The following is a 19022-nucleotide window of genomic DNA, read 5'->3' as shown; positions in this document are numbered from 1 at the left end:
CTTATTCGCACGGAGGGGATGCCGCATTCTGGAAGGTGTGTACCCTGTATTGTACCGGTTTTGACGGGACGATATGAGGAGCACCTAACCCGCCTAAATTCTCTGGGACGCTTCGGGCGGTGAAGCCCGGTGAGAATCTCTGCAAGAATCCGGGTGGGTTGGGTGCTTACCAACATATACGTGAGGTGGTGCGTATCCGTAGCGGTAGGTAGCGCGCTACAGTTGAGCAGCTGTTGAATGTCAGCAGCTAATGGGTATGGTTACTTGGCCTGCTCAAGCGCCTTACGGACGGTCTGCAGCACTTCTTCCCAGGAAACGTCGAACTTGGACAGGCCCTCAATCTCGAGCTTCTCTACGACCTCGGTGTAGGAGACACCTGCGGCACCAATAGCGTCCAGAACCTTGTTGGATTCGGAGTAATTCGGCACGATGGTGTTGCCGGTGATTTCACCGTGGTCAGCAACAGCGTTCAGGGTTGCCTCGGGCATGGTGTTCACGGTATTGGGTGCGACCAGGCCAGTGACGTACAGGGTGTCCGGCAGCGAAGGGTCCTTCACACCGGTGGATGCCCACAGCGGGCGCTGTACGTTCGCGCCGTGTGCCTGCAGGCGTGCCCAACGCTGGGAGGAGAACATTTCCTCGAACACCTCGTAGGCGAGGCGTGCATTTGCCAGACCTGCCTTGCCCTTAAGCTGCGCAGCGTCGCCGCCGGCAGCTTCGAGGCGCGCATCAATTTCGGTGTCTACGCGGGAGACAAAGAAGGATGCGACCGAGTGGATGGTGGACAGGTCCTTACCGTTTTCCAGCGCCTGCTCCAGGCCGAGCATGTAGGCGTTGATGACCTCTCGGTAGCGGGTCAGGGAGAAAATCAGGGTCACGTTCACGCTGATGCCAGCAGCCAGGGTCTCAGCGATGGGACGCAGGCCTTCCTGGGTTGCAGGAATCTTGATCATGACGTTTTCGCGGCCCACACGCTCGTAGAGTTCATGTGCCATCTTGACGGTGCCTTCGGCGTCGCGTGCCAGGCGAGGGTCAACCTCGATGGAGACGCGGCCGTCAAAACCGTTGGATGCCTTATAGACGGGTGCGAATACGTCGCAGGCTGCGCGTACGTCGTCGCAGGTCGCGGCGAAGACTGCCTCTTCAACGCTTGCGCCGACTGCGGCAAGTTCACGCATCTGTTCAGCGTATGCGGCACCCTTGGCGAGCGCACCAGCGAAGATGGTGGGGTTGGTGGTCACACCGACGACATTGTGGGTCTCGATGAGTTCGGCGAGGTTGCCGCTGGTCAGACGCTCACGGGAGAGGTCGTCAAGCCAGATGGAGACGCCAGCGTCGGAAAGCTTTTGAGTGGACTCAGACATGTGAAAACCTTCGATTCTTTGTCAGAAATAAAATTTGGATAACGGTAAAAAACTGCCGGGGTTGGGTAGGCTCCGGCTCAGTAATATGAGCCGGAGCCTACCCGTCGTTCACCACAACCACCTCATATATGTGCCCTAAGAGGGTGCATACTCAGACGGATGTAGTGGACAAAGTTTTATTTTGCTGCCTCGATGGATTCCTTAGCAGCAGCCACGACAGCTTCCGAGGTGATACCGAATTCGCGGTACAGGGTCTTTGCATCGGCGGAGGCACCGAAGTGCTCTATAGATACGGCGCGGCCGGCGGTGCCGAGTAGGTCGTACCAGCTCATTGCCAGGCCAGCCTCAACGGAGACACGGGCGGCAACCGAGGAGGGCAGAACCGACTCGCGGTATTCTGCGTCCTGCTCAGCGAACCACTCACGCGAAGGCATGGAAACCACGCGAGCGGCGATGCCCTGCTCTGCGAGAGTTGCGCGGGCCTGAATGGCCAGCTCAACCTCAGAACCGGTAGCGATCAGGATGACGTCCGGGGTGCCCTCGGTATCAGCCATGATGTAGCCGCCGCGTGCGGTGCCCTCAGCGGAAGCGAACTTTTCGCCCTCAGCGTCTGCATGCACGTCTTCGCGAGCCCAGACGGGCAGGTTCTGGCGGGAGAGTACGATACCTGCGGGGCGATCGGACTTCTCCAGGATGGTGCGCCATGCGACGGCGGTTTCGTTAGCGTCCGCGGGGCGAACCACGTCGAAGCCGGGGATAGCGCGCAGGGCGGAGAGGTGCTCGATCGGCTGGTGGGTGGGGCCGTCCTCGCCCACACCAATGGAATCGTGGGTCCACACGTACACTGAGGGAACGCCCATCAGTGCGGAGAGGCGAACAGCCGGGCGCTGGTAGTCGGAGAACACGAAGAAGGTGCCCGAGAATGCGCGGGTGGGGGAGGAGAGCACAATACCGTTAACGATTGCTGCGGCAGCATGCTCACGAATACCGAAGTGCAGCACACGGCCGTAGGGGTTGCCGGTCCAGTCTTCGGTGCTGCGCGATGCCGGGTTGAAGGACTCTGCACCCTTGATAGTGGTCAGGTTTGAGCCAGCGAGGTCAGCGGAGCCGCCCCATAGTTCGGGGAAGGTGTCAGCAATAGCGTTGATGACAGTGCCGGATGCCGCACGGGTTGCCACGGAGGTGCCAGCCTCGAACAAGGGGAAAGCACCCTTGTAATCTGCGGGCAGTTCGCCTGCAACGAGGCGCCTGTACAGTTCGGAGCGTTCAGGGTTTGCCTTGGCCCATGCCTCGAACTTCTCGTCCCATGCCTTGTGCGCCGCTGCGCCGCGCTCAACAAGCTGGCGGGTGTGTGCCAGCACGTTCTCCTCAATGAAGAAGCTCTTGGCGGGGTCAAAGCCGAGCAGTTCCTTAGTGGCAGCAACCTCATCGGCGCCGAGCTTGGAACCGTGTACTGCGCCGGTGTTCTGCTTAGTGGGGGCGGGGTAGCCGATGACGGTGCGCAGCTCAATGAAGGAGGGCTTGTCGGTGACAGCCTTCGCACGCTCAATAGCGGCGTACAGTTCTGCGACGTCCTCAACGTAGTCGCCGGTGCGGGTCCAGTCCACTCGCTGAACATCCCAGCCATAGGACTCGTAGCGCTTTGCTACATCCTCGGTGAATGCAACGTCGGTGTCCTCCTCAATGGAGATGTGGTTGCGGTCCCAGACGACAATCAGGTTGCCGAGCTCCTGGTGACCTGCGAGCGCGCACGCCTCGGCGGTGACGCCTTCCTGAACGTCACCCTCGGAGGCGATGACGTAGACGTGGTGATCGAAGGGGGAGGTGCCCGGTGCTGCTTCGGGGTCGAACATGCCGCGCATACGGCGCTGTGCGTAGGCGAAGCCAACGGCGGATGCCAGGCCCTGGCCGAGCGGGCCGGTGGTGATTTCTACACCCTTGGTGTGCTTGTATTCGGGGTGGCCGGGGGTGAGAGCACCCCAGGTGCGCAGGGCTTCCAGATCGCTCATTTCCAGGCCGTAGCCGCCGAGGAACAGCTGAGTGTACAGGGTGAGGGAGGTATGGCCGGGGGAGAGGATGAAGCGGTCACGGCCTTCCCAGCGGTCGTCGGCGGGATCCTGGTTCATGATCTTCTGGAAGAGTAGGTATGCGACCGGAGCCAGACTCATTGCGGTTCCGGGGTGACCGGATCCGACCTTTTCTACGGCGTCTGCAGCGAGGATACGTGCGGTATCTACGGCGCGCTGGTCGGTTTCTGTCCACTGGAAGTTCTCTGCCACGTGGGTGTCCTTTCACAATGTGAGTGGATGCGCCAGCAGGCTTGTGCTAGCGCGCTGTCCGTTGGGTGTAACGTGCCTTCGGGCGTGCTTATTCCCGCGCCGGGAGGTACCCCGGTAGGTGCGGTGAGCTGGGAGGTTTGTTTCGACCCTTTTGTTTTAACAGGATAGTTCAGGAGGCGGGATGATCCGATGTGTGAATGCAGACATTCACAGGATGATACGGGGATGGGGGGGGTAATGCGAGGGTAAAGCGGGGGTGATGCGCCGTTATGGTGCAGGTTGTGGGGGGGGGCTGCGCGGAGTTCGCGGTGTATATCTGAGCTGCATTTCTGAGCTTGTGGCTGAATATTGTTCAGTTTCGTAACATTTTTGTGTAATTGGTGAAGCTCATGTCAAGGTTGAGTAGCAAAGTTGTAGACCGAAACAGTGGTTGGGTCGGTCTACATCTCGGTGATTGAAGCCCCTCTTCCGCGTGGAAACCGTCGATTATCTTACTGTGGTTGTGAGATAAAAGGTTCTGGAGAAGAGGGCTTTTATTTCGTCCCGTAGCGTGTGTATTGTACGCGATCTAAGGGACGAAAGGTCAGTGTATAGGGCGCCGGATATGATCGGAACATATCCGGCGCCCACCTTTTTAACCTGCTTTTAACCTGTGATGACAAGAAGCGCTGTCTGCTCTTGTATTGTCTGCATTTACGCTGCTGCTAGTCGGACCACTTGAACTTGCGTGAGGCAATAAATCCAATGACCACGGTCCACACGATGATGACCCAGTGAGGGTCGGCAAGCCACTGGTGCTGAATGAAGTTGCCGCGCAACGCATCACCCAGAGCTGCCGAGGGTGACCAGGCCACAATTCCGGCGTACCAGTCAGGGAAGGAGTTCAGCGGGAACACGACACCGCCGGCACCGGCAAGAATTACCCAGGCAATATTCACGATGGCGAGGGTCGCCTCCGCACGCACCGTACCGGCAATGAGCAGACCCAGCGCCGTAAATGCGCCAGCACCCATAATCATCGTGATGATGGAGCGCGAGAGGGCGATAGCGTCCGGGCGCCACCCCAGGCCGTACCCGAGCGCCGCAACCAGGGTGAACTGAATCGCCACGACCACCAGCACCGCAATACACTTGCCCATAATCAGGCCGTCACGGCCCAGGGGAGTGGTCGCCAGGAACCGCAGCACGCCGTAGCGACGGTCAAAACCGGTAGCAATGCCCTGACCCGACAGCGCCGTAGAAATCACGCAGAGCGCCAGAACGCCGGGGACCGCCGCATCCATGCGGGAGACCCCCACCGAGTTCGCGTATTCATCAATCAGACCGGTGAACCGCAGGGCAATGAGCGCCATGACGGGAAAAATAATGTTGAGCATCAGCTGCTCGCCGTTGCGTAGCATCGCCATGGTTTCGTAGCGGCCCTGCTCAATCACGCGCACGAGCGGGTAGTTCGCACGCGGGGGAATGTACTCCTCATCTTCGTCAATAGAAGAGACCTTGGGGCGGAGGTTCGCGGCGTGTTCTTCCATTAGGTTCCCCTCTGCGCGGTTCTCTTCTATCGGGTTTTGAGCAGTCCGTTTGTTGTCGGTGCGTGCGGTGTTGCTCATCGGATATCACGTCCTGAAATGTCGAGGAAGACATCCTCAAGAGTCTTCGGTTCCATAGTGAGAGAAATCGGCATGAGATAGTGCTCGGCGAGTGCCGCGGTGAATGCCGCCAGGTGCTCGGGGCGTAGCGCACCGACCAGCTCATACTCGCCGGGCACGGATGGGGTGCCGTCACGAGCCGGGGTGTAGGGCACCTTCTCGATGAGCTCCACACCGGCACGCAGATGCGCGGGCAGTAGCTGCTCACAGGTGAGGGTGGGCGCGTTCAGACTGTACTGCAGACGGTTCGTGCCGTCGCTGGCGATGAGCTCGGAAACGGTACCCTCCTGAACCGTGGCGCCGTTTTCAATGATGTACACGTAGTCGGCGAGCTTCTGTGCGTCGTCAATCAGGTGCGTGGTGAGCACAATGGCGGTGCCGAGTTCACGCTGTTCACGAATGATGTCGAAGACGACGTTGCGTGATTGCGGATCCAGGCCCGCGGAGGGCTCGTCGAGGAAGAGCACGTCCGGGCGGCCGATGAGGGCTGCGGCAAGGGAGACGCGCTGCTTCTGACCACCCGAGAGGCGGCGAATAGTGGTGCCGTTGAATGTGTCAATACCAAGGCGTTCTGCGAGCTCTTCGACCGGGTACGGGTCGGTGTACATGGTCGAGATGTGTTCCAGTAACGGAATGGGGTGCATGGCGTTGGGCAGGCCGCCGTCCTGGAGCATAATGCCGACCTTAGCGCGCAGTTCTGGGTCCGCCTGCAGTGGGTTTTCTCCGAGGAGGCGTACGGTACCGCGGGTGGGTTTAAGTAGACCCTGCGCGCAAGCGAGAGTCGTGGTTTTACCGGCACCGTTGGCTCCGAGTAGGACAACCACCTCACCGGGGAAGACGCGCAGGTTGACCTTGTTGACGGCGCGGTAGAGCCCGCTGGCGGTGAGCCGTTCGGGGTATTTGGTGCGGAAGGCGCGTGAAGGTTTGAACTCTTTGATGAGGTCTTTAATGCTCAGCGCCGGTTCTTCAGCGACGGTGCGTCGTCGTGCGGTGGGTGAGGCGCTGGGCTCTGTGTGGTGTTCAGCGTGTGCTGTTGGTGCGGCGGATGCACGCCCCGGGTGATCCTGCTGGCCCGCGGTGGTGGTCTCCATAAACTGTCACTTTCGATTTTTTCGATGAATGAGAGTGTGTTCCTTCATCTTATGCCCTAACTCACGTTTAAAGCACGCTCGGTACGACTCAAAACTTCACCTTAAGGTAAAAAAGTTAGCAAGTAGGGGTACCTAACTAGCCAAAGAAAAACTAATTAGGACATACTTTATTTGTGTATTCCGTGAATAAGACCCCTCAGCGTGCCTCAATGAACGAGGCGCAGACCCGAAACGGCGCCCGAACCGCCGCCTCGGGCTCTACTGGTGCTTCCAGTACAAAGTCCTCCGCGGCACGCACATCCAAACGCAAAGCCGAGGCAGAAGAACGCACCAGGGACCGTGTCCTACGCGAAGTCCTCAACAACGGCCCCGTATCCGCCGCAACCCTCGGTGAGCTCCTCAGTCTCACCCCCGCAGCAGTACGCCGCCACCTCGATGCCCTCGAATCCAACAATATGATTGAGGTCGCGCCCATCAAAAAGCACGGCGCCGGAGCTGGACGACCCGCCCGCCGCTACGTTATCGCCCCCCAGGGCCACGAACGCCTCGGCAACGATTACCTCCTCATCGCCCGCAATGCCTTGCAAATGCTCCGCGACACGGTCGGACAGGAAGCTCTCGAAGCTTTCGCATCCGCCCGCGCCGCAGACATGGAAGCCCGCTACCGCCCCATCGTAGAAGCCGCCGGTGACGATGTAGCAGCCCGAGCACAGGCACTCGCAGAGGCAATGAGCAAGGACGGCTTTGTGGCAACCGCTCAGGTTACCGCACCTCCTGCAGGACGCACCGTTCCCGAGCATTTCCTTGCAAGTATTCAGCTCTGTCAGGGGCACTGCCCGGTACGCGACCTCGCTGGAGACTTTCAAGTGTTCTGCGAGCAGGAAACCGGGATTATTTCTGACCTGCTCGGCGTTGATGTCCGTAGGCTGTCAACCATGGCTTCGGGTGCTCATGTGTGTACCACGCACGTGCCCCTGAACCGCGTCACCGCCGAGAGTGAGAAGAACACAGAAGAATCCGCAGAGGAACCTTCCGTGTAACGATCACGCAGTACCCAGCGGCGCACCCCGATGAACCCCTCAAGGGTGCGACCCGCACGCTGAACCCCGCCCGCAACCACACCGCATCACGCATTGTGGTTGAGTGCGGCGTCAGCCCCCTCAACTACCGCACCTGTAACCGGCAGGTGCCGGCGAGAAATGTAATAACCATCGAAGAAAGGCCGTAATGACTGAGAAAGTTGGGCAGAACGCCAACGACACCGTCATTTCAGAGATCCTGGAGATGAACCCCGAACTCGAGGGCATTGGCAACTACGAGTACGGTTGGGCAGACTCCGACGAAGCAGGCCAGGTAGCAAAGCGCGGCCTGGATGAGAACGTCGTGCGTGACATCTCTGCAAAGAAGAACGAACCCCAGTGGATGCTGGATATGCGTCTGAAGGCGCTGAAGTTCTTCGAGCGTAAGCCTATGCCCACCTGGGGTGCGGATCTTTCCGAAATCGACTTCGACAACATTAAGTACTTCGTGCGCTCGACCGAGGGTCAGGCGACCTCTTGGGAGGAGCTGCCCGAGGACATCCGCACCACCTATGAGCGCCTGGGCATTCCCGAGGCGGAGCGTAACTCCCTCGTCGCGGGTGTGGCTGCACAGTACGAGTCTGAGGTTGTGTACCACCAGATCCGTGAGGACCTGGAGCAGCAGGGCGTGATCTTCGTCGACACCGACACCGGTCTGCGCGAATACCCTGAACTGTTCAAGGAATACTTCGGCTCCATCATCCCGATTGGCGACAACAAGTTCTCCGCACTGAACACCGCCGTATGGTCCGGTGGCTCCTTCGTGTACGTTCCCCCGGGAGTTCACGTGGAGATCCCGCTGCAGGCGTACTTCCGCATTAACACTGAGAACATGGGCCAGTTCGAACGCACCCTGATCATTGCGGACGAAGGCTCCTATGTTCACTACATTGAGGGCTGCACCGCCCCCATCTACAAGTCCGACTCCCTGCACTCCGCAGTGGTTGAGATTGTGCTGAAGAAGAACGCACGCGTTCGCTACACCACCATCCAGAACTGGTCGAACAACGTCTACAACCTGGTGACCAAGCGTGCGGTTGCGCACGAGGGCGCCACCATGGAATGGGTGGACGGCAACATTGGCTCCAAGGTCACCCAGAAGTACCCGGCTGTTTACATGGTCGGCGAGCACGCTAAGGGTGAGACCCTATCCATCGCATTCGCGGGCGAGGGCCAGCACCAGGACACCGGCTCGAAGATGGTTCACATTGCACCGAATACCTCCTCGACCATTGTGTCCAAGTCCGTGGCACGTAACGGCGGCCGTAGCGCATACCGCGGCCTGGTTCAGGTTCGTGAGGGCGCTAAGCACTCCAAGTCTTCCGTGGTCTGTGACGCACTGCTGGTGGACACCATCTCCCGCTCTGACACCTACCCCTACGTGGATGTGCGCGAGGACGATGTGACCATGGGGCACGAGGCGACCGTTTCCCGAGTCTCCGAGGACCAGCTGTTCTACCTGATGCAGCGCGGCCTGAGCGAAGAAGAAGCAATGGCAATGATTGTCCGCGGCTTCGTTGAGCCCATCGCACGTGAGCTGCCGATGGAGTACGCACTCGAACTGAACCGCCTGATCGAACTTCAGATGGAAGGATCTGTGGGCTAATGCCGACCAACGAAGAAACCCTGGGTTACCACTCCCCGATCATCCCCGGCATGGACCAGGAGGGCGAGAAGCTCGCCACCGAGTTCGCCCACGATGACACCCTGCTGCGTGCCACCGAGGAACACCACCAGGGCTCAAACCCGAACAACATCCAGAAGGTACTCGAAGCATCCCGTGCAGAGCGTAAGACCTCCTACAAGGTGGAGGACTTCGCACCCCTGACCGGTCGTGAAGAGGACTGGCGCTTCACCCCGCTGAAGCGTCTGGGTGGCCTGCACCTGGAGAAGCTGACCGGCACCGCACCGGCACCGCAGATTACTGCACCCGAGCAGGTTCAGGTTGAGACCGTCTCCCGTGAGGATGCACGCATCGGCTCCGCAGGTATCCCTGAGGACCGTGTGGCAGCGAACGCGTGGTCCAGCTTCACCGAAGCAACCGTGGTGACCATCCCCGCCGAAACTGAACTGGCTGAGCACGTGGAAATCGACGTCACCGGCACCGGCAACGAGCCTGCCGCGCAGCACATCGTGATTGAGGCTAAGCCCTTCTCGAAGGCTGTTGTGGTTCTGCGCCACACTGGCTCCACCGTCCTGGCACAGAATGTTGAGTTTGTGGTGAACGACGAGGCTGAGCTGAATGTTGTTTCCGTGCAGCAGTGGGCTGACGACGCAATCCACGCCTCCGCACACTACGCTAAGCTGGGCCGCAACGCACGCTTCAAGCACGTTGTGGTGTCCCTCGGCGGCGACCTGGTGCGCGTGACCCCCTCCACCAAGTTCACCGCTCCCGGTGCTGAGACTGAAATGTACGGTCTGTACTTCGTAGATGCAGGTCAGCACATTGAGTCCCGCCTGTTCGTGGACCACTCCGTACCCAACTGCAAGTCCCGCGTGACCTACAAGGGCGCGCTGCAGGGCAAGGGTGCACACTCCGTATGGGTTGGTGACGTTCTGATTGGTAAGGATGCAGAAGGCACCGACACCTACGAGCTGAACCGTAACCTGCTGCTGGAAGTTGGCCCCCGCGCCGATTCCGTGCCGAACCTGGAGATTGAGACCGGCCTAATTGAGGGCGCCGGCCATGCATCCACCACCGGCCAGCTCGATGAGCAGCACCTGTGGTACTTGCAGGCTCGCGGTATTCCGGAGGCAGAGGCACGCCGTCTGGTCGTGCGCGGCTTCCTGAACGAGATCATTCAGCAGATTCGTGTTCCCGAACTTGAAGAGCAGCTCACCGAGGCCCTTGAGGCAGAGCTCGCCCTCAGCAATAACTAAGCTTTACCAGGAGAAATCAATGTCTACTCTTGAAATCAAGGACCTTCACGTCTCGGTTATCCTCGACGACGAAACCACCAAGCCCATCCTGAAGGGCGTTAACCTGACCATCAACTCGGGCGAGATTCACGCAATCATGGGCCCGAACGGTTCCGGTAAGTCCACTCTGGCTTCCACCATTGCTGGCCACCCCAAGTACCAGGTTGACTCCGGTCAGATCCTGCTCGACGGTGAGGACATCACCGAGATGAGCGTGGACGAGCGTGCACGCGCAGGCCTGTTCCTGGCTATGCAGTACCCGGTTGAGATCCCCGGTGTGACCATGTCCAACTTCCTGCGTTCCGCTAAGACCGCTGTGGACGGCAAGGCTCCCTCCCTGCGTACCTGGACCAAGGACGTTAAGGAAGCCATGAAGAACCTGGAGATTGACCCCGCGTTCATCGCACGTAACGTGAACGAGGGCTTCTCCGGTGGTGAGAAGAAGCGCCACGAGATCCTTCAGCTGGAGCTGCTCAAGCCCAAGTTCGGCATCCTGGACGAGACCGACTCCGGTCTGGACGTTGACGCACTGAAGATCGTTTCTGAGGGCGTGAACCGTGCGCACGACGAGAACGACATGGGCGTCATGCTGATTACCCACTACACCCGCATCCTTCGCTACATCAAGCCGCAGTTCGTGCACGTGTTCGTGGACGGCAAGATGGTTGACCAGGGCGGCCCCGAGCTGGCTGACCGCCTGGAAGAAGAGGGCTACGTAGCTTACGTGGGTAAGAAGTAAGCTTCTTCTCCTTACCGGATTCTGACAGAAAGATAGAACTATGACTGAGACTGTGCAGGGTCGTGTTCCTCAGGAAGAAATTGAGGAAACCCTCAAGGAGGTCATTGACCCGGAGCTCGGCGTCAATATTGTTGACCTCGGTCTGCTCTACGGTCTGCGCTGGGATGAGGATGGAACCCTCATTCTGGACCTGACTCTGACCACCGCAGCGTGCCCGCTGCAGGAGGTTATTGAGGAGCAGGTTCAGGCTAACCTGGATAACCTGGTTGATTCTTGGCGTGTGAACTGGGTTTGGATGCCGCCGTGGGGCCCGGAGCGTATTACTGAGGACGGCCGCGATATGATGCGCGCGCTGGGCTTCAACATCTAAGCTCCTGACTCGCAGATAAGGTACCCGCCCGGTGCGGAAGGCATATGCCTTCGGCACCGGGCGGGTACCTTTATGCGATATCAGATATGTGAGCAGTGGATGCTTGTTCTGAGCAACGCCAATTTTTGCCACTTTGACAATGGGGGGGTCGAGTATATTTCCTTGTGAATCATCCACCCACTTTATATTGGCTTTCTTCATGCAACGGTTGCTTGAAGAAAGCCGAAAGGAAATCATGGCACAAAAGATTATTGCCGCTGACGGTTCTGTCTACGTTAAGAAGAAGCCCTTCTACCTCCGTTGGTGGTTTATCACTCTCGTCATTATTTTTCTTCTTGGTGGTTGCGCTTCAATGATGGGCGGCGGCTCTAAGAGCTACACCACGGTAAGCGCTCCCTCATCTCCTGCCGCTGCTAACTCAGCTGCTACGAGCGATTCTGCTACCGTGGACTCCTCTGCGGCAGAGTCTAATGCAAAGCAGAGCGATAGTGTACCGAGTGAGTACAAATCGGCATTGAAGAAGGCCGAATCGTACTCACGTACTATGCACATGTCCAAGCAGGGTATCTACAACCAGCTCACCAGCGAATTCGAACAGTTTACTCCTGAAGCTGCTCAGTATGCAGTGGACAATATGAAGGCTGACTGGAATGCAAATGCTTTGGAAAAAGCAAAGAGCTACCAGAAGACGATGAACATGTCTCCTGAGGCAATCCGTTCTCAGCTGACTTCTTCTTTTGAAGGTTTCACTGAGGAAGAAGCTGATTACGCAGTCTCTCACCTGAGCTAGTTCAACATATGATTCAGAGAAGCCGCCCGGTGTGGAACACATTCCATACCGGGCGGCTTCTCTATAGGGTTTGCTACATATCAGTCGTCTAGCTGTAGCAGTTTCAGGGAGTATTTGTACTTATCCGTGAGCTTTGCGCGGGTCGACTCATCCAAAAGCGCCATACGCTGCGGGTCAGTATTATCCGCAACATCAGCAAGCTTCACCAGACGAGCCAAATCATTCACACGTACCCTACCCAGGTACGTCTCGTAGGATTCGCCGGGGCGGCGAGTCAGGGCATCAATCGCATCCACAATACGCGTCGAGAAGTGACGCGCCAAGAAAGCGAGAGAAACGCCGGTATCCTCCACCGTGTCATGCAGCAGCGCCACAATCTGCGCTTCAGCCTTCAGCTCCTCCAAAGAGGTATCAGGGTGAGTTGCGGCAGCCAACTCACACACAAGCTTACGCGCCCCAAGAGCCACACGGCGGGGGTGGGAGATATAGGGCCAGCCATTATGGTCAGTCTGCCCCTCATGCGCCTTATCAGCGATGCTGTCTGCCAGGCGAACCATCTCTTTGTAGTAGTTATTCGACATGAGAACCTCCGTTGGTTTGAACTCCTGCGAGTTGATGGTCCCAGCGTCGTTTTCCGTACCAATGCGGCACGGGTGGTAGCTGGTACCAACACTTTACTCCAGCAGCTATGCGGCAGCGGCGGAACTCGCCCGAGACGCTCTTAATACGTCAAATATGACGCGCCGAAGAAGAAAATAGGGTGTTTTTCCTTCTGAAATTGTGGGTTTGGTGCCCTTTCTGCCGTGTATCTGCGGTTGATAACAGGCATTCAGGCGGCGCCCGCCACCTCCACAAAAGTGTCCGCCGAACCCTTTGACACCGCCCGGTGTAACTCGCCCAAAATCTCATATGGTGGCGAAAAATTTCTAACTTTTTCTGGCGAAAACAGGTGCGCAAACCGCCCAACACAAAGGCAGTTTAAGCGTGTTTAGCACACACCGATACACACTCATCACACGAAAAAATCGCGTACCCTCCGCGCCCTGCTGAAACATCCAAAAACCCATATTTTTGTGCGAAAATAGGCGATAAACTGGGGGCAACCAAACATCGGAGAAAACCATGGCAGAGCTCTATGAGCGCTTCATCGCCTTGTATCCCTACCCACACGAGCGAATCCGCCACGGCGCCCCACGAGCCGAACTTAACCGGCGATACCTCGAACACCTCCACGAGGGCAAGAACCGGGGAACAACCCCCATCGTGGTTGCCCTCGACCCGACCCTGCTCGGAACCATCGAGAATAACGTATCCCTGCGTACCTTAACCCCCGTGCAGGACCTCACCGCCGACACCATCAAACGGTACGCACATGACCTCCTCACCGACCAGCATCATTACGTGGACCAGTTCGGTGTAGAAGTTGCTGCGCACGAAGCTTTCCGGCGCCTGAACGAGAACGCCTACCGACAGACGTATTGCCGCCTCATGAAAAACGGCGAACTCGACGAAGAGGATATTAGCACGCCCCTGAAAGCAGAGTATCCTTTCGAACTGACCGCCGGCATCATCAATGAGAAGGTCAAATCCACCGACATTGACAGCGCCGCGGAACTGCTCATCATGGACCTGCCGCTGCGGGACGCCTCCGGGGTGTTTGCCTATCTACCCTTCGGCGGGTGGGACTCCAGCCCCAGCCCCGAAACGTTGCTGCTCATCGCCCTCTACTGGCTTGAACGCGATGACGCCTATCCGGCTGTTATCGCCTCGGACTTCATAGAGTTCTACACACCGGTACCGGTCGCCACCCGCCGCGATGCAGAAATCCTGGCGGTCGAGCACACGATGGTTTCCTCGGCGATGCCGGTGCGTGTCTATCGCGGCTTCGACAAGCTCGTGGAGGCGCTCTACGGCCAGCACGACTGGTATCTGTGGTGGGAGCAACTCCCCGCAGCCCTGGTGGTTGAAACTCCCTAAAAGCATCTGAAAATAAACCCGAGTTAAATGCGAAAGGGTGGGGTGAACTAAACGGTTCACCCCACCCCTTTTCGGATGTCTGCGCGGGTTCGTCCCAGGTTGTCGCGTTATGTCACTGTACTATTTCAGCTCATCCACGTGCCGCGCTCGCAACGCCTTCGCGGTCGCCGTCGCATAATCCACCGCCTGCACCACCCACGGAATCAGCAGCCGCCAATACATGCGCTTGGGCAGATTACGCGCCACCGCCGCCCTACGCAACGCACCCCAACGGTCCATAAGCGCCGGAATCGACCGAATCATCAACGCAATCAGCAGACCCAGACGCTCGGGAGAAAGACCCACGAAACGCAGCGGTGAACAGAGCCTCACAAAACCGTCAATCAGAACCGGCAGGGGAGTGCTCACCAGCAGGGCACGGGAAGCGTAGAAAGCGGTCAGCATGGTCGCGATAGCATCCGCGCCGGAGGCGTACTGACCCGTAAACACGTAATAGGCGACCATGATCAGTAGCAGCAGAGACAGCATGCGAACCACCAGCCACAGCTGGGAGGCAGGCACACCAGCCCACAACGCGCAGAGCGTGGACGCCACCAGCGCCACCAACGCCACCTGCCAGCTGGTCACCGCCAATAGCAGGAACAACCCAAAGAAGAGCGTGCCCTTGAGCCACAGCGGCACCCGATGCACCGGCGTATTCAACGGCTGGTAGAAACCCACCAGCATAGTACCGGGGTTGAAATCCGAGCCCTGGGAGGCGGGGCGAGGATTCACGCGCGGCGTGTTAGCGCCCATGCGCGCCTCCTGCCGAGTCCAGATCTTCGGTAGCGCCTTCGTTGGGGAACCCCTCGGCACACCAGGTGCGGTACTGTTGCACCAGCTGCGCCGCATCCCCCTGAGCGAGCAAACGGCCGTCATGAATAATCACGGCTTCATCGCAGGACGCCGCCAAATCCAGGTCGTGTGTGCTGAGCACCAGCATCTGATTCAGCGACTCCAAATGCTTCAGCAGCCGAGCGCGATTGCGCAAATCCAGCAGGGTAGTCGGCTCGTCAAGCAGAAGAATCTGCGGGCGTGCCGCCAGCACACTGGTGAGAGCAACCAGCTGCTTTTCGCCTCCTGAGAGGGTGAAAACGCTCTGGTCCTCCAGACGTTCGAGGCCGCGCTCACGGAGCAGTTCACGAATCCGTTCGCGGCGCTGCTCACTGCTGAGGGCACTACCTTCAACGGCTGCGGCACGGCGCAGGCTTAAGTCAATATCTTCGACAACGGTGGGCATAATCAGCTGCGCCTCCGGCTGGGCGAAGAGCATGCCCACCCCCTCAAAAGCGCCCTGCGAATTACCGCGAGCACCCATCGAGCCGCGGCTCGGTGTCTCCAGGGTGTCGACACTGTTCACGCGCACAATACCTTCATCCGGGTGGGTGAGCCCATTGAAAAGCCCCAGTAGGGTGGACTTGCCACTACCGTTCAGACCCAGAACCGCGGTACGCTTCGCCGTGAACCGCAGACTCACATCCTTGAGGATACGGCGATGCCCGCCTTCGGACAGCTCGGTGAAAACACTCACCGATTCAAGCTCAAGGGCGGGCATGCTGGAAGAGGTGCTCACTGTCTGCTCGCCCTGTACCTGCTGCGGTGCAGACTGGCGCGTGGAGCGGCGAAAAAACATAGCTATCCTCTCGTGCGGCATATTGTGTGCCTTTAACGCCGGGTAGAAGCCAGGGACGGGAAGGCGCGGCGTACCGACAAACCAACCAGAACCGCAATCGTGGACTTCACCAGATCCCAGGGAACGAATACCATTGCCGCGCTGAATGCGGCGTCAAAAGTCATGTGGGCGTTCACCATCATACCGGCGATACCGCAGGCGGTCAGAACCACAAAACCGCAGAAGTTCGCGATCAGAGCCATGAGGAAGGTCGCACCAACCGAACGGGTGTTGCGGGTGAACAGGTAGGCGAGGGTACCGGCAATAGCGGCGAAGGGCAGGAAGCCCAGTAGGTATCCTGCGCTCGGAGACGCAAGCGAACCCAAACCGGCGCCGCCCTTAGCGAAGATGGGCAGGCCAGCAAAACCAACCAGCAGGTACAGCGCTACGGAGGCGGTGGCACGCTTACCACCGAGGACCTGCGCGGTGATGTAAATGCCGAGGGTCTGGAAGGTGAAGGGAACCGCAACGCCACCCAAGCTGACGGCGGGCATGATGGCGAGCGCGGCGATGAAGCCCGCGAATACTGCGATGAGGGAGAGGTCGGTGGCGAGAGAGGTCTTTGCTGCTACGTTACTGCGCGGTACCTGGGTTGCCTGGGCTGATTCGCGTATGGAATCGGTCATTGGGGTAGTACTCCTTTGGTACATATTGCTCTGCAGATTTTTCTGCAGAGTTGAGAGTTGAGGGTAGCGGTGGTTGATTTGCTTGTTACAACCCAGTTTTTGAACAATGCTCTATGAATAGTGTTCGGTATGTATAGTACACCTCACACCACAAAAACAAAAGGTGCCCCACATGCGCACTCGGCACACCTGCACTAAAATTGATGAGGTGCTCCGCACGCTCGCCGCTTTTAGCCCGGTGAATCCCGCCTACAGAGCACTATCAATCCGCACACCAGACCGCCATCCGGAAAGGCACCCATGATTGCTGTACAGAACCTCGAATTGCGTGCAGGCGCGCGCCTGCTCATGGAAGAGGTTACCTTCCGCATCGATAGGGGCGACAAGATTGGCTTGGTGGGCCGTAACGGTGCCGGTAAGACCACTATGACTAAGGTGCTTGCCGGTCTGACCCTGCCCGCTGACGGTACGGTGACCCGCAGCGGCACTATCGGCTACCTTCCGCAGGACCCGAAGGTGGATGACATGAGCCAGCTGGCTCGTGATCGCATCCTCTCAGCGCGTGGCCTGGACGGTGTGGCACGCAAGATGCGTCAGGCGCAGGAAGACATGGCGAGCGAAGACCCGGCGCTGCGCGCTAAGGGTATGCGCCGCTACGACCGTCTTGAGGCTGAGTTCATTGCCGGTGGCGGCTATGCGGCGGAGTCGGAGGCGGCGGTCATCACCTCCAACCTGGACCTGCCGGAGCGTGTGCTCGCCCAGCCGCTGTCTACACTGTCGGGTGGTCAGCGTCGCCGCGTGGAGCTGGCGCGTATTCTCTTCTCCAACGCAGATACCATGCTGCTGGATGAGCCGACGAACCACCTGGATGCCGACTCTATTCTGTGGTTGCGTGACTTCTTGAAGAACTTCTCTGGTGGATTGCTGGTTATTAGCCACGATGTTGACCTGATGGAGCTGGTCGTCAATCGCGTCTTCTATCTGGACGCGAACCGCTGCGTAATTGACCAGTACAACATGGGCTGGAAGAACTACTTGCTTCAGCGTGAGCAGGATGAGCACCGCCGCAAGCGTGAGCGTGCGAATGCACAGAAGAAGGCGAATGCTCTGATGGAGCAGGCGAATAAGATGCGCGCCAAGGCGACGAAGGCTGTTGCTGCTCAGCAGATGATTAAGCGCGCCGAGAAGCTTCTGCGTGGCCTGGAGGAGGAGCGTCAGAGCGATAAGGTTGCGGCGATTCGCTTCCCGGATCCGGCGCCGTGTGGTAAAACCCCGCTCTCTGCGCAGGGCCTGTCGAAGTCCTACGGCTCTTTGGAGATTTTCACGGACGTTGATTTGGCGATTGACCGCGGTTCGCGCGTGGTGGTGCTGGGCCTGAACGGTGCCGGTAAGACCACTCTGTTGCGCATGCTGGCTGGCTCAACCCAGCCAGATACGGGTGAGGTTGTGTACGGTCACGGCGCGAAGCTGGGTTATTTCGCGCAGGAACACGAAATTCTTGATGGTGACCGCACTGTCTTTGAGAACATGAAGTCTGCCGCGCCGGATCTGGATGACACCCGCGTGCGTACGATTCTGGGTTCGTTCCTGTTCTCCGGTGATGACGTGGATAAGCCTGCTGGTGTGCTTTCCGGCGGCGAGAAGACCCGTCTGTCCCTGGCGACCCTGGTGGCATCGAGTGCGAACGTGCTACTGCTCGATGAACCGACTAACAACCTGGACCCCGCCTCACGTGAGGAGATTCTAAACGCGTTGAAGGCGTACCAGGGCGCCATTGTGATGGTTTCTCATGATGAGGGTGCAGTGGAGGCGCTGGATCCTGAGCGTGTGCTGCTTCTGCCGGATGCGGTGGAGGATTTATGGTCGAAGGAATACCAGGATTTGATTTCGCTAGCGTAAAGCACTATTTGCTGGCGTAAAAGCCTGGGGAGGCTCCGGTGCCGTGTAGCGCCGGGGCCTTTTTTGTGTGTATTAGGCGTTGTTTTATCGTTCGCGGCGTATTTTTTGTGTTCTGAAAATATGTTGTGGAGATATATTGTCGGTATTTTTCTCGTGAATAGCGCCGAAAAATATGACCTGACCCGTGGGTTTGTATTGTTTTCTGAGCGTATATGCTGTTATTGCGTTCCCATGCATGTGATTTGTGGGTTCTGGCATATGAAACTTGCAGCCTATTTGACGGGAAATAATGTTGCCTTGTGGGTTATTCTGAGGGAAAGAAAAGCTCCTGGGCGGTATTTCAGGGGGTCTGTGTGGGCTTTTTGAATTTTTCATGTGTCTCTACATACATTGTGGGAAAAATAGTAGAAACACAACATGTATGGGGCGTAGACTTGTAACTGTTCCCGCGGTTGCGAGGACGCAAATGCGAACATATAGGGCTCACTGTCGATGGTGAGCTAACGCGGGGGAGAAGAGATTCCCGCCCGCT

At 58.3% G+C, this 19022-nt stretch carries 16 protein-coding genes; 8 read left to right on the top strand and 8 right to left on the bottom strand.

Annotated elements, in window-relative coordinates:
* Positions 1 to 260: 260 nt before the first annotated feature.
* The 4 genes from tal to QFX07_RS04860 all read right to left on the bottom strand — a co-directional run bounded on the left by tal (position 261) and on the right by QFX07_RS04860 (position 6380).
* Positions 261 to 1364 (bottom strand): transaldolase, encoded by a 1104-nt coding sequence (tal, locus tag QFX07_RS04875; protein ID WP_279739803.1) that lies wholly within the window; start codon positions 1362 to 1364, stop codon positions 261 to 263.
* 176 nt (positions 1365 to 1540) lie between these two features.
* On the bottom strand, positions 1541 to 3643 hold the full coding sequence (gene tkt / locus QFX07_RS04870) for a transketolase (protein WP_279754899.1): 2103 nt from the start codon (positions 3641 to 3643) through the stop codon (positions 1541 to 1543).
* 704 nt (positions 3644 to 4347) lie between these two features.
* Positions 4348 to 5250, bottom strand: coding sequence for an ABC transporter permease (locus tag QFX07_RS04865; RefSeq protein WP_279754900.1), 903 nt, complete (start codon positions 5248 to 5250; stop codon positions 4348 to 4350).
* On the bottom strand, positions 5247 to 6380 hold the full coding sequence (locus tag QFX07_RS04860) for an ABC transporter ATP-binding protein (RefSeq protein ID WP_279754901.1): 1134 nt from the start codon (positions 6378 to 6380) through the stop codon (positions 5247 to 5249). Before QFX07_RS04860 ends, QFX07_RS04865 begins: the two co-directional genes overlap by 4 nt.
* A 173-nt stretch (positions 6381 to 6553) precedes the next feature.
* Here QFX07_RS04860 and QFX07_RS04855 point away from each other — a divergent pair, with 173 nt between their 5' ends.
* The 6 genes from QFX07_RS04855 (at position 6554) to QFX07_RS04830 (ending at position 12277) form a co-directional block, all read left to right on the top strand.
* Complete coding sequence (locus QFX07_RS04855) at positions 6554 to 7420, top strand: helix-turn-helix transcriptional regulator (protein WP_279739812.1); 867 nt, start codon at positions 6554 to 6556, stop codon at positions 7418 to 7420.
* A 187-nt stretch (positions 7421 to 7607) separates the two neighbouring features.
* On the top strand, positions 7608 to 9065 hold the full coding sequence (sufB, locus tag QFX07_RS04850) for a Fe-S cluster assembly protein SufB (protein WP_049337647.1): 1458 nt from the start codon (positions 7608 to 7610) through the stop codon (positions 9063 to 9065).
* The gene (gene sufD, locus QFX07_RS04845) at positions 9065 to 10339 is read left to right on the top strand and encodes a Fe-S cluster assembly protein SufD (protein WP_279754902.1); all 1275 of its coding nucleotides are present in this window, start codon (positions 9065 to 9067) and stop codon (positions 10337 to 10339) included. The genes sufB and sufD overlap by 1 nt, the downstream gene beginning before the upstream one ends.
* Positions 10340 to 10358: 19 nt before the next feature.
* Positions 10359 to 11117, top strand: coding sequence for a Fe-S cluster assembly ATPase SufC (sufC, locus tag QFX07_RS04840; RefSeq protein WP_005506105.1), 759 nt, complete (start codon positions 10359 to 10361; stop codon positions 11115 to 11117).
* A 40-nt stretch (positions 11118 to 11157) separates the two neighbouring features.
* On the top strand, positions 11158 to 11487 hold the full coding sequence (locus tag QFX07_RS04835) for a metal-sulfur cluster assembly factor (RefSeq protein ID WP_279739823.1): 330 nt from the start codon (positions 11158 to 11160) through the stop codon (positions 11485 to 11487).
* A gap of 235 nt (positions 11488 to 11722) precedes the next feature.
* Positions 11723 to 12277: an Ltp family lipoprotein gene (locus QFX07_RS04830; RefSeq protein WP_279739826.1), complete on the top strand. Its 555-nt coding sequence runs from the start codon at positions 11723 to 11725 to the stop codon at positions 12275 to 12277.
* Positions 12278 to 12357: 80 nt separating this feature from the next.
* Here the strand turns inward: QFX07_RS04830 and QFX07_RS04825 are convergent, their stop codons facing one another.
* A complete protein-coding gene (locus QFX07_RS04825) occupies positions 12358 to 12858 on the bottom strand; it encodes an HD domain-containing protein (RefSeq protein ID WP_279739827.1) in 501 nt (166 codons plus the stop codon).
* A gap of 541 nt (positions 12859 to 13399) precedes the next feature.
* Here QFX07_RS04825 and QFX07_RS04820 point away from each other — a divergent pair.
* On the top strand, positions 13400 to 14254 hold the full coding sequence (locus QFX07_RS04820; RefSeq protein ID WP_279754903.1) for a DUF4253 domain-containing protein: 855 nt from the start codon (positions 13400 to 13402) through the stop codon (positions 14252 to 14254).
* Positions 14255 to 14374: 120 nt separating this feature from the next.
* On the opposite strand, the gene QFX07_RS04815 is transcribed toward QFX07_RS04820, so the two are convergent.
* From QFX07_RS04815 to QFX07_RS04805, 3 genes are read right to left on the bottom strand one after another with little or no spacing between them, the layout of a single operon-like run.
* On the bottom strand, positions 14375 to 15049 hold the full coding sequence (locus tag QFX07_RS04815; RefSeq protein WP_279739830.1) for an energy-coupling factor transporter transmembrane protein EcfT: 675 nt from the start codon (positions 15047 to 15049) through the stop codon (positions 14375 to 14377).
* Entirely contained in the window at positions 15039 to 15926 is an 888-nt protein-coding gene (locus QFX07_RS04810) for an energy-coupling factor ABC transporter ATP-binding protein (RefSeq protein WP_279754904.1), read from the bottom strand. The genes QFX07_RS04815 and QFX07_RS04810 overlap by 11 nt, the downstream gene beginning before the upstream one ends.
* Positions 15927 to 15958: 32 nt before the next feature.
* Positions 15959 to 16591, bottom strand: a complete 633-nt coding sequence (locus QFX07_RS04805; RefSeq protein WP_279739835.1) for a biotin transporter BioY — start codon at positions 16589 to 16591, stop codon at positions 15959 to 15961.
* 300 nt (positions 16592 to 16891) lie between these two features.
* Between QFX07_RS04805 and QFX07_RS04800 the strand changes: the two genes are divergently transcribed.
* Entirely contained in the window at positions 16892 to 18490 is a 1599-nt protein-coding gene (locus QFX07_RS04800) for an ABC-F family ATP-binding cassette domain-containing protein (protein WP_279739836.1), read from the top strand.
* The last annotated feature ends 532 nt before the right edge of the window (positions 18491 to 19022 follow it).

Origin of the sequence: Rothia similimucilaginosa, assembly GCF_029850985.2 — a bacterium.
Classification (GTDB): domain Bacteria; phylum Actinomycetota; class Actinomycetes; order Actinomycetales; family Micrococcaceae; genus Rothia.
Note: the sequence above shows the minus strand (reverse complement) of the source record. Positions and strands in the feature narration are given on the sequence as shown.